Source organism: Polaribacter filamentus (assembly GCF_002943715.1).
Taxonomy (GTDB): Bacteria; Bacteroidota; Bacteroidia; order Flavobacteriales; family Flavobacteriaceae; genus Polaribacter; species Polaribacter filamentus.
Map to the genome: position 1 here is coordinate 410,342 of NZ_MQUA01000014.1, position 15,837 is coordinate 426,178.

The following is a 15,837-nucleotide window of genomic DNA, read 5'->3' on the forward strand; positions in this document are numbered from 1 at the left end:
TGCTTTGATAAGTATTAATTTATCTTTCTCAAGAAGAAAAAGATATTTTTTTATTGAAATACTCCAAAACAGGTTAAATTACTCTTTAAATCATTGGCCTCATATTCTATATATTGATTTTAAAATTTTAATTTTTCTACATCTATTTCATATCATACTTAAAGAAAATGCTTTTGGACGTACCATACTTTCAGTATAAACATTTCCAAATCGGTCTGTTACCTTAATTTCTAATTTAGTATCAGGCGCCGAAGCGGTAACTTTAAATAAGTGTGGAGTATCTTCAGTAACAAAAGTGCTTGTAGGAGTTGCTCCTGCATTTAAACGCAATGCATCATATGATATAATATGTAATGGATCTTTGTCATTTATACGGATAACATTAAGGTTGTTACTATTTTCAGTTACTTTAATTTGCCATTGACTGTCATAACCCCATATATTGATTAAAACTTCATTATTAACATTTTTTTGAGCATATGATCCTGCATAATTGGCAAGTTCATCATCAGATGAATTTGGAGCAAAATCTGCTGCTGTTATATGAATTGAATTTAAGTCGTATGTTCTAAACTGATAGTCTTCTTCGTGACCAATACTTTTATAAATCCATTCAATATTTTTTCCATTAAATTCCCAAATACCATAGCCTCCTGGGCTACCATCTTTACAAATATGGTTTTCGGCATAACCGTTTCTCCCTGTCCACCACCAAGTGGCACATATAGCTGCAGTATTATGCTCCATTAAATTAAACTCCTGTTCTACTCTATAATTAACATGAGTATGACCAGATAAAACATTTACATTAGAAAAATCTTTGAGATTATCAATTAAAGAGCTTCCGTTTCCTAATGCTATTTGGTTAATTTGGTTGCCGCTTGAATCTAAAGTAGGTTTTCTATACAAAGGTGTATGCATAGCCACTACTATAGGCGTTGTTTTATCAGTAATAGTAGCTAAGTCTTTTTTTAGCCATTCCATCTGATCTGAACTAATGTTAGTGTTGTAATTGCGACTACCTACTGTTCCTTGTGAGCCGCCAGAATTAAGATATTCAACATCATCTAATACCACGTAGTGTATATCACCTAAATTAAAGGAATAATAGGTAGGGCCTAGTACTTCTCTATATTTGTTTTCTGCTTCCCAATCATTCGCATAATAAGGGTCGTAATCATGATTTCCTATTATGTTAAATACAGGACTGTTTAGCTTGTTCATATAAGGAATATACTCATTTAACCCAAAGTTATTGTTATACCAATATGTATCCCAAGTCATGTCACCTAAGGTTAAAACGTATACTTTAGTGCCCTCTGCAACATATTTATCAATTGTTGCATTTACATCGGGCAATACAAAGTTGTTAAATTGATCTAAATCATTATTACGGTTAGCCAAATGCCAATCTGCCATTGGAATAACAACATGTTTGCTATTGTCAACTTTTAGTAATGAAAAATCTTTTTGTTCAACTAAACTCGTGTTTTTACTTAAGCGCTTAAAAAATTGAGGAGCATTTCCAGTATTAACTACTTCAAAATTTCCAGGAATAGAAATATAAACAAAACCAGTCTTTTTAAGCGAAGGAAGATAGTATACACCTTTATTATCAGTAACTGTAACTTCGAGTCCGTCAGATACTACAACTCCCGGGATACCTTTACCATTAGAATAAATAACACCCTTTACAGTCATTCCATTGATATCTGGAATATTTGTGTCTTCAATCAAGTTAAATAATGTAGCACCCAAGATTAGAGTTTCTGATCCTCTTAAAACAGAAATTTTATATCTACCAGTTTTAAATCCTTCGAGAATACGAAAAGTAAAAGAATTATCAGTCGTTGCTATTACAGTACTATTAAAGTTTATTTTTTCATCCAAGTAAGAAGTAAGTAGAATTATATCACCTATTTCAAATCCTTTGCCAACAAACGTAATATCACCACCAATAGATACATCTATATTTGAGGGTATCGATACTCCAGAAATATTAAAATTATTATCCTCAATAAAATCGTTACCGTCTTTATTAAAACAAGAAGAACATCCAATTCCAGTAAGGCTAGCAAAGGTTATTAACCCACTTAATTTAATAAATATTCTTCTTGTTTGACTTTTCATAAAAAAAGTTTTATTCTATGGCTTGTTTACTCCACCAAACCGGGGTTTTCATATCATTGCTACCTTGCACTCTGTCAAGAGCTGCTTGAGCATTAGCATTGTTCGTAGCCATAGTTGTAGTTGGGTAACCAAAACGGGTAGGGAGTATCATATCATTAAAAATAGTACCATCCCCTATAGTAAGTTTAGGGTATTCCGTACGACGATATTCATGATACGCCTCCATGCCAATCCAGAATAAAGCTAGATATTTTTGGTTTGCAATTAGTTCTTCTTTATTATCATTACTATCCCATGATGCTAGATCAGAAGCAAGGAATATTGTAATATCTTCATTGCTAATTAAAACAAGTGTCTCACTGAATTGACCAAACTCAGCCCATTTTTCTACGGAAGCCTTAATCGCATTTTGATAATATTCTTTAGCTGCCGTTTCGCCTCCCGAAATATTTCCTTTTAAAGCGGCTTCCGCTAAAATGAATTGAACTTCTGCATAATCCATGTAGGTCGTTGGGCTTTCAGCTCTAGCTAGTACAGCAGTATTTAACCATGAAGTCCCAAAATCTACAGTTGTTCGCTCCTCTTCAGTAGACCCTGCTACTGTACCTATCCAAATATTATTAGGATTCTCTGAAACATTTGAATTTTTCTTTCCTATAATAGCTAAACGTGGATCTTCATAAACTTGCATATTACTATTATCAGTAAGTACTGTCATTTTAATTAGTTGTTCCGCTAGCTTTCTTCCACTACTTGTAAAACTACCTTCATTTGTAACAGCAAATTCATTCTGATAAGGGTCAATACCTGAGAATATTACTGTAGCGTTATCTGCATTGGAAGTAAATATGGGATATGTTGAAGGATCGTTCAGTACCTTATTCATTTTATCTCCTACGTTCATTTCAATACGCCCACTAACACGAGTAAGTAAGCGAAGGTATAGTGAATTATTGAATTTTTGCCATTGACCCATAGACCCTCCGTACATTCCATCTAAAGAAGGTTTTATAAATAAAGGTTCTGTAGCATAAATTTCGTTGGCAGCCATCAAATCAGCAAACATTTGTTCATATACTTCTTTTTGCGATTCGAATTTAGGTTTAGTTGTGCCACCTGCTGCTTGTGCATTAAAAGCTTCTGAGTAAGGAATGTCACCATAAATATCTGTAAGATTAGACATGTATAAAACTTTTAAAGTAAGAGCAATAGCTTCTAAAGATTTATCATTTTGCTCAATACTCAAATTATACATATGTGATACATTATTACCATAGCGACTATAAGTATTCCAAACGCTTTGCCAGTTTCCATCACTAATAAAATAACGATGTTCCTGGCGTGTAGTACCTCCTGTAAATGCAGTAAATTGAATTAGTTCGTTGTTCCAAAACCAGGAATAATTTAACCATAACTTGGCTCCATTATAAAGCAGTGGTTCAAACATGCCACTAGCCTTTATTTCTCCAACAGTAGTAGTGTTAGGATTTGTATTTATATTTTCAAAATCAGATGTACAGCCAAAAGTTATTGCTATAATTAATCCAATTGTTAATGTTTTATATAATTTATTCATCGTTTTTCTATTTAAAATGTAAGTTTAACATTGAAACCTAATGATCGTGTCATTGGAAACGACATTGTTTCAATACCTTTATAAATATTTGATCCACTAAGCACTCCTGTATCTGGATCATATTGAGGGAATTCAGTGATAACAAATACATTAGTAGCAAAAACACCAAAACTAGCATCTTGTAGTACATTTATTTTTCTTACTATCTTTACAGGGAGTTGATAGTCTAATCGTAGCTCATTCAATTTAAAATATGAGGTGCTAAAAGTATTCATTTCTGTGTTATTACGATTCCATATATACGAATTGTAATAGGTTTGAACACTTTTAGTTACAGTTGTATTTTCAGTATAAGAAACGGTTCCGTCACTATTTGATATTAGATTAACACCTGGGTGAACTACTCCTTCATCATCTCTTCCTTCCAATGAGTTTTTTAGCTTACCTTGATATGAAAGTGCAAAATTGGTAACGGAAAAAGTATTCCCTCCCATTTGACCTGTAAATGCAGCGGTTAGTGTAAGGTTTTTATATCTTAAACGCTGTGTCATACCGCCTCTCCAATCTGGATTAACATTACCTATTTTACGATCTGGAGAAGCATCTAGTATAGGATACCCACTAGAATTAACAAGGTGCATTCCGGAGGCATCTACTTCATTTCCGTTTTCGTCAGTGTAAAAAGAGCCTTCTGGCGCTCGTTGAAAGCCTCTTCCGTAAATTACATGCATTTGTTCACCTATATATGAGTTAATAAAGATTCTGTTTCCAATCGTTGTTCCCATATTTGTTTGGAGCGGTTGTTTTGGATCCCAACCATCCTGTAAACTAACTAGTTTATTAATATTTTTGGACCAGTTAACATTAAAAGACCATTCAAAATTAGGTGTTTTAATAGGTACGAAATTTGCTGAAATTTCAATTCCTTCATTAGTGATTTCTCCAGCATTAATTTGTTGACCTGTCACTCCTGTAATCTGATCTACATTTACTGAAACTATTTGGTTAGTTGTTGAGGAATAATAATAAGTGAAATCAAATGATACACGATTTTTAAATAGTTTAGCTTCAATACCAGCTTCCCAACTTACTACGTTTTCTGGCTGAATAAGTGAATCAGTCATCGTTCCAGGTAACAAATATCCTCCAGGATATGAACTTGTTTCATAAAACTGATCTAGAGAATATGGAGATGTGTCATTACCTACATTAGCCCAAGAAAACCGTAATTTTGCGAAATCAATCCAGGGAGCATTTGATTGGAAATCAAAAATTTTGTTCACTAAAATACTCGTTGAAACTGATGGGTAAAAATAGGACCAATTGCCACTTGAAAGTGTACTTGACCAATCGTTACGTCCAGTAATATCCAAAAAGTAGGTATCATCCCAGCTTAATGAAGCTAAGCCATACAGACTATTAACAACTTTTTTACTTCTGAAATTAAAAGGATCAGGAATTACACCTGAAGGGAGGTTTTTAGTATGATAAACATCTTCTTCTCCAAGTTGGCTCAAAGTGATTTTGTCGTCATGAAAATTATTAACTCTATTGTTTCCACCAATCATAACAGAAAGTCCAAATCGCTTATTGGCCAAATCATTATTAGTGTAACGTAGCATAAAATCATTATTATTCTCTAACTGCCTAACTGTTTGTTCACGATAAAAACCTTTTTGATAGCCAGCTGTATAGTAAGGTCTTTGTTGTGTTCTGAATTGATTTGACCAGTCAATACCTGACCTTAAATCAAGTGTGAGTCTTTTCATTAAATCAATAGATAATCCAATATTACCAAAAACTCTATTTCTATCTTCTCCATTCAGGTGTGTGTAAAGCACTCGATAGGGATTAAAACCATCTGAAGAAGGAAAAACTAATCCTTGGCCATTTGCGCCTCCTGCATCCCAATTTGTAAAGTTATAACGCCCGTCAAAATGTTCGTCTTTCCATTCATTTATACTGTTTACATTGAAACCCCAAGCTAAGTTGTACATAACGCCAGTCTCATCATAACCACCACTAGGCATATTATCACTTTTCTTACGGGTATAATTAACATTTGAAGTTAATTTTATATTATCGTTGATTGGTGTGCTAAATGACAAAGAAATTGTTTGTCTATCAAAACCCGTATTAGGTAATATATATTCATTTTGAAAATTTGTGAAAGAAAAACGGCTAGTTGTCCCTTTTCCATTGCTTCCGCTTAAAGAAACCGAATTATTTTTAGTAATACCTGTTCTAAATAAACCTGTATACCAATCATCTTGATAAACCCAAGGTTTCTTTGTAAATTCACCTGTTTCCCAATCTTTTGAACTATATAAATAGCGTAGTTTATTAGGATCAAACCTTTCACCAAAAGTGTAACGTGAATATTTTCTGGGTTGAGCCACACCATCTGGGGCCATTTCAGAACTAATGTTCCATAAAGAATATTCATTTGCCCCCGAATCAGATCCATTACCATATTCAGTCTGAAAATCAGGGAATCTAAATGCCTCATCAAAAACTACTGAAGAATTAACAGTTACACCTATACCTTTGGTTTTTTTACCAGATTTGGTTGTTATAACAATCGCACCATTGGCAGCACGAGAGCCGTAGAGCGCTGCAGCAGCAGGCCCTTTCAGTATAGAAACTGTAGCAATATCATCTGGGTTAATGTCAGTCATGCCGTTTCCATAATCTACAGGTGCATCAGCTTCAGCATAATTAGTTCCAGATGAGGTAGAAGTCATGCCTGAATTAACGGGCACCCCATCTATTACAAATAAGGCTTCATTATTACCATAGTTTAACGATTGATCACCGCGTAAGGTAACCCTCATGGATCCACTTGGTCCTGTACCTCCTTGGGCGACAGATAACCCAGCTACTTTACCTACCACGCCATTTAACCAGTTACCGGTAACAGACCTTGTTATTTCTTCACTCTTTAAATTGTCTATGGAGTAACCTAACGATTTTTCCTCTCTGGAAATATTAAGGGCTGTAATAACAACTTCGTCTAATAGGTCGGCTGCTTCCTCAAGAATAATCTCTTGCAGTTTATTTGAGCTAGCACTGATTTCCTGAGTTAAATATCCAAGAAAAGAAATTTTTAATTGTGATGTCTTACTTAGTACTTTTAAAGTAAAAACTCCATCAAAATTGGTAGTCGTTCCGTTTTTAGTGCCGACTTCAATAATGGTAGCGCCAGGAAAGGGTAGTCCGCTACTGTCAAAGACCTTCCCGTTAATTTCATTGCTTTGAGCCCAAGAGCACAATGGCAAAAGACAGCATAATAGAAGTGTTGTAAAATTCTTCATTGTATTGATTTTTAGTTGATTTGTATAATTTCAATAAGCGCCATTCAATAATATTGTCAATTTTATTGTTTCGAATTGTTATATTCTAAATCAAAGATATGTAATAAATTTAATAAAACAAAATAATAAGAAACAAAAAAAATATAATATTTTAATTTTATTCTTTTCAGAAAGGTTGTTAAGTGTAAAAAAGCTAGTATGTAAATGAATTTACTGTTGTATTATAAGGTTTATAGAGTGTTTATATTTAGTGAGTCTTTATATTTTTAAATAGCTTTATTTATTTAGATTAACATTTTATTGTTTCGAAATATTGCAATTAAAATAAAAATGTATAATAATTTTAAATAAACAAAAGAATTCGAAAGATTAGATGAGATATTGAGTTTGCCTTTTGTAGAGTGCTTACTAAGCATAGAAAAGCTATTACATATGTTTTTTCATATTAATATATGACACTTACTAGAATATGGCTACAGGTTAAAATTAATTTTACGTTAATAATTTTACCACCTTTAGCTACAACTAAGGCAGATGCATCAATTGGATCTTATTTAAAAACAGCTTTAATAACTGTTATTGTTGAATAGTTAATGTTACACCAGCATTAACAACAACTTTTCCATCTAAAGTTACATCTCCAGACCAAGTAGTATTGGTAGTTAGCATAGTAACTTGGCTGAAAGCCAAAGTACTTGCGAAAAGAATACAAAAAAGTAAGATTTTTTTCATAATAAAAATTTTTTGAGTTATACGCTTAGCATCTGTTTTATTTGATTTTGATATATTGGTTTACTTTCTACCATTCTATTAATCGTTTTATGAAATATGCTGGTTTTAAATTGAGAGCGATTAATTCTAAAACAAAACTCATCAAAGTATGCTTGAATATGCCATTTACTTACATGAGTTGGTATTGCTCTCAACCATGACTTAACTTGCATAATCACAATGTGTAATTGTTTGAAATTAGCACCATTATTACTATATATTTGGTCAATGTCATACATCTCTTTTAAAGGTTGGTAACCTCTCCATTTATCAGTTACTATTTTAGCAGATGTGCTTATATGCTCTTCAAATATCGGGGTTAATGATTTTGCAGAATAGTCTTTGATGGATCTGATATAAACTCTTTTAACTTTATTGCCATCTGTTAATTCTACTGCGATAACAGCCTTTTTCTTTTTCGTATCATAACTTCTTCCTTGTTTGCCTTCTTCTTTCCCTCCAACAGTAAATTCATCAACATGGATTAATTTCTCTAAAGGATATTTTTGACTGCTTTTCATTGCTTTACGCACTTTTTGCATGAAATACCACGCTGTTCCTTGGCGAATGCTAAAACGTTTTCCCATTTGAATACTTGAAATACTTTTACTACTTGTACTCATTTCAAAAACCACACAAAAGGCTTTTTGCAATCCAAATTTAACTTTATGAAATAAGGTGTTTGCAGTGGCGCTTTCTACGTGTTGACAGTTATAACAATGGTATCTATAATCTACTTTTTCACAGCCTTTGGTATGACCACATTTCATACAAGTAAATCCATCTTGCCATTTTATTTTGGCTAAATACGCTTTACAAGCAGCATCATTTGGTAATTCTTTTATAAAGTTTAGTATATCTTGATCTTCAAATTGTTCCATATCTCTTGTTTTAAAGGTTATAATATACGGAAATTAAATGACTAACTCAAAAAATTTATATTGTTTATTTAAGTCACAAAATTAATTTAGAATTCATTTCTTTGAGTTAACTGATTATTAAGTATTTATTAAGTGTTTATATGGGGTGTTAATAATTTGTAAATTGTTAAAGATGTCATGAATTCTAAAATATTAATATGTTAATAGAGATAAAACGGGTGATTTTTAACTAAAAAAACATTTTTTTTAAATGATTTTGGCTAAGTTCTAAAGTAAATATGTGTTATCTTAACAAAAAAGAACATTTATGATACCATCAGATTTTAGAGATTATTTTTTGAGCAGTAGCTTAATTATCCAACAAGATATTGTAAACTCTTTACTGTCTTTATCAACATCGGGTTCACATTTAGAAGAAGATAAAGAACGAAAAGCAGTTACTTGTCCTCATTGTAAAAGCGAACGCATACGTGCAAACGGTACATTAAAAGGCGTACAACGCTATTTGTGTAATGGTTGTGGTAAAAACTTTAGTGAAACGACAGGGAAATTTTGGTTTGCATTAAAAAAGAAAGACAAGATTAACAAGTATCTTTATTGTTTACTATCGGGCTATAGTATTAGAAAAAGTGCAAAGGAAACAGGAATCTCAATTCAGACCTCATTTGATTGGCGTCATAAATTATTAACCTCATTTTCTAGCGTTTCAGTATCCGAATTTGAAGGTATTGTAGAGAGTGATGATTTGTTTTTTCCAATTTCAGAAAAAGGGAATCGTACTTTAGAAAGAAAACCTAAGAAACGAGGAGAAAAAGCTAGCAAAGCGGGTATATCTAATGAGAAAGTAGCCGTAATTGCTACCTGCGATCGTTCTGGAAATAAGGATTTTGAAGTGGTTACAACAGGACGAATTAGTAAAAAAGACCTAAACAAGGTGTATCAAGGTAAGCTCGATAAAGCAACAGTACTTTGCAGCGACAGTCATAGAAGTTATGCTGCCTTTGCAAAATCTAATACAATTATTCATAAGAAGTTCAACACATCAAAAGGACAGAAAACAGTTGATAAAATATATCATGTTCACAATGTGAATACTATGGATATGAGATTGAGGAAATTTATGGAATCCTTTAATGGTGTAGCAACTAATACCAATTTAGTTAATAAATGTCGCATTAAATGCATTTAAAAAATGATGATTTCCAGTTATAGATTTAATCGTTTCACTATCCATTTTCGTGACGGTTTTATGTAGCCATTCTTTAAGGTTTTCCATTTTTTCAAAGCGTTGATTTTTAAATCTATTTTTAATGTATTGCCAAACTTGTTCACAAGGATTTAACTCTGGATTATAAGGGGGATTCTTAATAAATGAATATTTTCAGGTATTTCGATATTCTTTGTTGAATGAAAACCTGCGTTATCGATCACCACAATTTTATATTCCTTAGGCTTATATAAAGAGAATTCTTTAAGATAGGCTTCGAATATTTTAGTATCAACACCATTAATTTCCCATACAAAACAAGACCGTTGCAAAAAGCGAACTTAATTATTTTTACTTTTTAGAGTTCCCTTTTTTTTAGCTACAACATCGATTATGCTATTTTTTTTCTATTTTAAGTGAGTAAATGCCTTTTTTAGGCTTCATTTTTCCTTAATTTTTACAATTAGACGCAAATATCCCTGGACTTCGATATAAATTGTAGCACATTGCCTCCATCAAATTTTGTGTATGCATTTTTTTCATCCCTCTATATCTTGCAATTCCACCTTTAAACCATAATTTTATTCCTCCAAAAGTACGTTCTACTTTAAACCTTGTTTTTCCTATTAATTTATTGAATCTAGTTTCCCATTTTGTTAACGGTTTATTTTTTACCGCCTTTTTAAGGATATGATTCTTTAAATTACGCTTCTTTAAAATCGCAACATTTTTCTTTGATTGGTACCCTTTATCTGCCTTTAGAGGGATGCCTTTTGGTAATGCTACATTTACAGTTTCTAGAACTTCCTCCAAATTTGCAATCTCATTTTTGCTCGCAGTTGTGGTTAGTACTCCTAGAACGAGTCCTTCGTTATCCGTTACATGATGCTTTTTAAACCCAAAATGGTACTTTCCTCTTTTCTTTAACCAAGTACCCTCTTTATCGACACTATCTGGATATTCTTTGTGTACTTCTACTTGGTCTGCACAGCGGTCTTCGGTTACCTTAAAATTTGTTTTTCCTTTTGGTCTAAGTGGCGTATCTATTACACTAGCGTCTATTATTAAACCTGTTTTTACAATGATATTATGTGCATCTAGCTGTTTGTTTATGGAGGTAAATAATTTTTCGAAGGTTTGTGTTTTGGTTAATGCGGTTCTAAACCTACTTAAAGTACTATGATCTGGAGCAACCTGTTCAATGGTCATCCCACAAAAATAACTAAAGGAAAGACTGTCATTTATTCGGTCTTCAACTTCATAATCGCTTAAACCATACCAACTTTGTAAAAGACACATTTTAAAAAGTAATGTCCCATCATAAGAAGGCTTGCCAGTGGCACTTTTTCCTTTTAAATAATCATTATTTATTAGGATAGAGATCGTATCCCAATCGATAAGGGTGTTTATTTGGGTGAAAAATGTCTTTTTAATTTTTCTTGCTCGTAAATCACAAATGCTATCGGCTAAAGTTGGTTGTTTTTGTATTTTCATACACTAAATTTACAACTTAATATACTTACAATCATATATTTAACATAAATAATTACGTGTTATTTTTGTGCTTTTTATTAGGTACTTCCTTGCAACGGTCTTAAGTTGTTTTGAAAATATGCTGATAAGTAACTATTGGTTTGACTCCACTAGCTGTTAAATATTTTCCTAAATGATTCATCATTCCAAATCTAGCTTCGTCTTGAAAATATAGATTTACCTCTTTGTATTTATTTTTATTTAGACTTAATCTAATGTTGTTTAGCGTATTAGGTAGTTTTTAAAAAGGCTTTTTCAGCCTCTACATTTTTTTTGTAATGAGATTTTCGCGGGCTTTTAAGTTTTGTTTTAAAATGTTGCTTTAAATACTCTCGAATACGTTGATATTTTATCTCAATCCCATAGGTTTCATTTACCCATATTTGCGCATCCCAATATCCTAAAAAAGGGTTGAGAGGGTCATTAACTCTTTGCGATAAACCTAAATGAATTTCAGAAGTAATAATTTTTGATTGTTTATTTTTTGGCTTATCACTAATCATTTGATCAATTCCAAATAATTTATAGGTTTCTACCCATCTTTCTAATGTTCTGATGTGAACTCCTACAGAAGCTGACACTTCTTGTCGAGTTTTAAACTTTTTTGTCTTTATATAAATTAAAGATTTTACTCGCTTTTCCCCTTTTAATGTTGTTTGCTTTGACACTAATTCTTTAAGCTCAATTAGTGATTCTGAAATATCTAAACTTGCTATTCTTCCCATAACGTAATATAATGAAAATATACGGCATTAAAAAACTATTTTGGTATAAATACCTGCAAAATTATTTAAACTGGTTTTTGGTACTAGAAAGAATAAAGAATAAGACCAATAAAATGGCAACAATTGTTAGTATTGCATTAGCTTCTAATCAAGTCTGGATACAATTCAAAGAAATAGCTATAAACAATATGCTTTATAGAATTTAGCCTTTATTTTTAATACATCAGTAAAAAAAGTCAAAAATAAAGACAAGAAATTTTTCATTAATTATAGGTTTTCGTCGGGTGTTTTTTTGAGTTTGTACATCAGACAACAGCTTTATCTAAAAGGTTTTAAACTTATTTTTTATAATTTACTTTACAAGTTTCACAATCGTAAAAATTTTCTTTTATGGTAATTCCTTCAATATTAGTTTCTATAATTTTATGTATGAAATTAGTATATGTTTCGTCATTAGCAACCAGTCTATTTCCTTTATTTAATTTGTAAAATTCGCCTTCCCATTCTTGTTTTCCCCAGCAATTTGGTCAAATCCCTTCGGGTGCATTTGCCGAAGTATTACTTTCTGCTTTAGAATTGAAATAATTTTTGATTTTTTGCAGGATGTTCATAATTGATGGGTTTCTTTAATAGTCGGAATAAGATGAGAAACTTTACTTTTTTCGATTTGATTAGAGAAGTTTTGCACTAAAAATTTTAGTTTAGGATTGATGTAAGTTTCACAGAATGGTTTGCTAGGATTTGATTGATAATAATTATGAAACTCTTCTGTAGAAGGTTTAAAAGCTGTAAATTCTACTATTTGTGTAATGATTTTATCTTTGAAACCCGTTTGTAAATCATCGATTATTTTTAAACTTTTTTCTTTTTGAGAATTAGAAAAATAATAAACTGCAGAACGATATTTACTTCTCATAGAATGATTGCTCGCACTTTTATGGGTACATAAATGAATTTCAATAAGTATTTTTAATTCAATTTTTTTAGCATTAAAGTGTACAATTACAGCCTCAGAAAAAGTATTGTTTTCGGCGGTGGACGAAATAAAACCTTGTTCAACTTTATGAACACCTATTAAAGTTTGAAAAACAGCTTCTGTGCACCAATGACAACCACCACCAAAAGCTATTTTAGTTAATTCCATTGCAATTGTTTGCGTTCTGACCAGTAAAATTTTGGAGTAACTTTAAAAGAATTTAAGATCGCAATTTCATCAGAAGAAAGTAAAAAAGAGTTTATTTTTAAATTTTCTATTAGTTGGCTAGTGGTACTTGCTCCGCTTAAAATAACACTTTTTGGGATTGTTTGTTCGCAATATTTTAAAGAAATTGCATCAATGCCAACGTTGTGTTTTTGAGCTAAATCTTCTAAAGTTGCATACATTTTATTGTATTGAGGATAGTTCACATTCCTAAAAACTCTACCATTTGCCAAAGCTTCTTTAATAACGATCGATTTATTTTGACTGATTAATTGTTTAGAAATTGCTAATAAACTTTGGTCTAAAAAATTATAAGTTACCTGAAATAAGTCAAAAAGTTGTTCACCATCAACCAATACAGTTAACGCTTTTTTAATGACTTCAACTTGATTTGTACCTGTAGTTGTCAAACCTATTTTTAGGTTGTGTTCTCTTTTTAAAAAAGCTAATCGCTCTAAAATTTCGGTATTTTCTAAAACGCCAGTTTCTAAAGTTGCAGAATGAATTTGATATACTTTTAAATAGGGTAGAAGCTGTTTAGATAAATTCCATTGCTCGTTTAATTTAGAGACGCTGTGTTCTTTTACCTCATGCACAGTTGCATTTTCATTAAAATTTGCGGTGTATGTATATCCCCATTTTGTAGCAACTTCAATAGACCTATCGTCTTTTGTTCGCAACCACTCTAATACTAATTCTTCTGCCAAACCATAACCAGGAGCCGTATCAAAATAGCGAATTCCTGAATTATAAGCAGCTTCTAAAACTGAAAAACTATGTTTTTTAAAAGTATCTAAATCAGAATTTTTACTGTTTTTCTGACGAACATTTATGTATTGTGGTCTTCCTAAAGCTGCAGTTCCTAATCCTAATTTCATTTTTTTATTTTTAAGAACTACAAGATAACATAGAACAACCTACTTTATTTCGTGCCCATTCAGGTCTTTTGGCGAACCATTTTTCATTTTCTGGTTGCTCAGCATATGGTTTTTTTAAGAGTTGAAATAGTTCGTCAATTAAAGTGTAATTTCCTTTATCAGCTTCATCAATTGCCATTTGCGACATGTAATTTCTAAGTACATATTTAGGATTTACAGCATCCATTTTTTCTTTTCTTTCTTCGGGTGAAATCCTATCAAATTGAAGTCTTTCAGCATATTTTTTGAACCAGTTGTTCCATTTATTTTTTACGTCATCAGAAATAGTTTCAAGCTCATAAAATGAATCTTTTATTAAATGAAAACCAGAATTCTCATCAGAAAAATTACTTAAATTTCTAAAGAAAATGGTCATATCTGTTTCTACTAACTGTAAAGTATCTTCTAAATTCTTAACTAGTTCAACATCATTTTCATCCGAAGAAAACAAGCCTAATTTTGATTTCATCATCTGTAAAGATTTTATTTCAAAATCAATTTTATATTGCTCTAAAATTGCATTTAAAGGAGCTACCTCTTCAATTATTGGGTACAAAGCATTTGCTAGCTGATATAGGTTCCATAAACCTATATTTGGTTGATTTCCATATCTGTAACGTTTGTGTTGAATATCAGTCGTATTTGGTGTCCAGCCAAAATCAAAGCCTTCCAACCATCCGTAAGGTCCAAAGTCGATGGTTAAACCTAAAATTGACATGTTATCGGTATTCATTACACCATGCACAAAACCAACACGTTGCCAATCAATAATCATATTTAAAGTTCGTTCTGAAACTTCCTTAAAAAAAGTAATATAATTTTCTTTGGATGTTTTTCTTAAATGTGAAAAATGATGTTTGATTGTATAATCCACCAACACTTTTAAATTTTTCACATCTTTTCTAGCTGCAAAAATTTCAAAATTACCAAAACGTAAAAATGAAGGTGAAATTCTAGAAACAATGGCTCCTTTTTCATACGCTGGATTTCCATCATATAAAACATCGCGTAAAACCATGTCTCCAGACAAGCTTAAAGACAAAGCACGTGTAGTTGGAACGCCCAAATGAAACATTGCTTCGCTGCATAAATATTCTCTTACAGATGAGCGTAAAACCGCCAAACCATCTGCTGTTCTTGAATACGGAGTTTCGCCAGCGCCTTTTAATTGTACTTTCCAGTTTTTAGTATTGTGTTCAACTTCAAATAAATTAATTGCTCTGCCGTCTCCTAATTGTCCGGCCCAATTGCCAAATTGATGACCACCATAACACATAGAATAAGGCTTTGTATTTGGATACACTTCATTACCAGTAAACATATTTTTAAAGAATTCTGATTTCGTTTCTTTTTCAGAAATATTTAGTTCAGAGGCCATTTCTGGCGAAACATGAAGAACCTGAGGTTTTTTGGTTTTCTTCGGATTCACATAAGAAAATACTGCTTCTGTAACTTGTCTTCTGGTATTTTGTGGATTTTTATCCGCAGGTAAATTTTTAGTAAAAGTATCTTTTATGTGTAGTTTCATCATAATGTATCAATGCATTTTTGGAGGCCTTTATCAGAAGGATTTCTTAATTTT

Annotated in this window: 12 protein-coding genes; 1 reads left to right on the forward strand and 11 read right to left on the reverse strand. The window is 31.8% G+C overall.

What is annotated here, in order from left to right; translation table 11 throughout:
* Positions 1-147: 147 nt before the first annotated feature.
* The 5 genes from BST83_RS18535 to BST83_RS18550 form a co-directional block, all read right to left on the reverse strand.
* Positions 148-2,130 carry a calcineurin-like phosphoesterase C-terminal domain-containing protein gene (locus BST83_RS18535; RefSeq protein ID WP_104811210.1) on the reverse strand — a complete coding sequence of 661 codons (1,983 nt, stop codon included), beginning with the start codon at positions 2,128-2,130 and terminating at the stop codon, positions 148-150.
* Between the two features lie 10 nt (positions 2,131-2,140).
* Positions 2,141-3,706, reverse strand: a complete 1,566-nt coding sequence (locus BST83_RS18540) for a SusD/RagB family nutrient-binding outer membrane lipoprotein (RefSeq protein ID WP_104811211.1) — start codon at positions 3,704-3,706, stop codon at positions 2,141-2,143.
* 11 nt (positions 3,707-3,717) lie between these two features.
* Complete coding sequence (locus BST83_RS18545) at positions 3,718-7,020, reverse strand: SusC/RagA family TonB-linked outer membrane protein (protein WP_104811212.1); 3,303 nt, start codon at positions 7,018-7,020, stop codon at positions 3,718-3,720.
* Between the two features lie 576 nt (positions 7,021-7,596).
* Positions 7,597-7,752: a hypothetical protein gene (locus tag BST83_RS20010; protein ID WP_170062825.1), complete on the reverse strand. Its 156-nt coding sequence runs from the start codon at positions 7,750-7,752 to the stop codon at positions 7,597-7,599.
* 17 nt (positions 7,753-7,769) lie between these two features.
* Positions 7,770-8,672 carry an IS1595 family transposase gene (locus tag BST83_RS18550; RefSeq protein WP_104811213.1) on the reverse strand — a complete coding sequence of 301 codons (903 nt, stop codon included), beginning with the start codon at positions 8,670-8,672 and terminating at the stop codon, positions 7,770-7,772.
* 307 nt (positions 8,673-8,979) lie between these two features.
* Here BST83_RS18550 and BST83_RS18555 point away from each other — a divergent pair, with 307 nt between their 5' ends.
* The gene (locus BST83_RS18555) at positions 8,980-9,861 is read left to right on the forward strand and encodes an IS1595 family transposase (RefSeq protein WP_104811214.1); all 882 of its coding nucleotides are present in this window, start codon (positions 8,980-8,982) and stop codon (positions 9,859-9,861) included.
* Here the strand turns inward: BST83_RS18555 and BST83_RS20945 are convergent.
* From BST83_RS20945 to BST83_RS18600, 6 genes are all read right to left on the reverse strand, one after another.
* Positions 9,829-10,041, reverse strand: coding sequence for a transposase (locus BST83_RS20945; RefSeq protein ID WP_240614896.1), 213 nt, complete (start codon positions 10,039-10,041; stop codon positions 9,829-9,831). The genes BST83_RS18555 and BST83_RS20945 overlap by 33 nt on opposite strands.
* Positions 10,042-10,329: 288 nt before the next feature.
* The gene (locus tag BST83_RS18565) at positions 10,330-11,373 is read right to left on the reverse strand and encodes an IS5 family transposase (RefSeq protein ID WP_104811215.1); all 1,044 of its coding nucleotides are present in this window, start codon (positions 11,371-11,373) and stop codon (positions 10,330-10,332) included.
* A 269-nt stretch (positions 11,374-11,642) separates the two neighbouring features.
* Positions 11,643-12,137: a winged helix-turn-helix domain-containing protein gene (locus BST83_RS18575; protein ID WP_104808085.1), complete on the reverse strand. Its 495-nt coding sequence runs from the start codon at positions 12,135-12,137 to the stop codon at positions 11,643-11,645.
* Positions 12,138-12,744: 607 nt separating this feature from the next.
* A complete protein-coding gene (locus BST83_RS18590) occupies positions 12,745-13,281 on the reverse strand; it encodes a peptide-methionine (S)-S-oxide reductase (protein ID WP_104811217.1) in 537 nt (178 codons plus the stop codon).
* Positions 13,272-14,216: an aldo/keto reductase gene (locus BST83_RS18595; protein ID WP_104811218.1), complete on the reverse strand. Its 945-nt coding sequence runs from the start codon at positions 14,214-14,216 to the stop codon at positions 13,272-13,274. Before BST83_RS18595 ends, BST83_RS18590 begins: the two co-directional genes overlap by 10 nt.
* A 10-nt stretch (positions 14,217-14,226) precedes the next feature.
* Positions 14,227-15,783, reverse strand: coding sequence for a protein adenylyltransferase SelO (locus BST83_RS18600; RefSeq protein ID WP_104811219.1), 1,557 nt, complete (start codon positions 15,781-15,783; stop codon positions 14,227-14,229).
* Positions 15,784-15,837 lie beyond the last annotated feature (54 nt).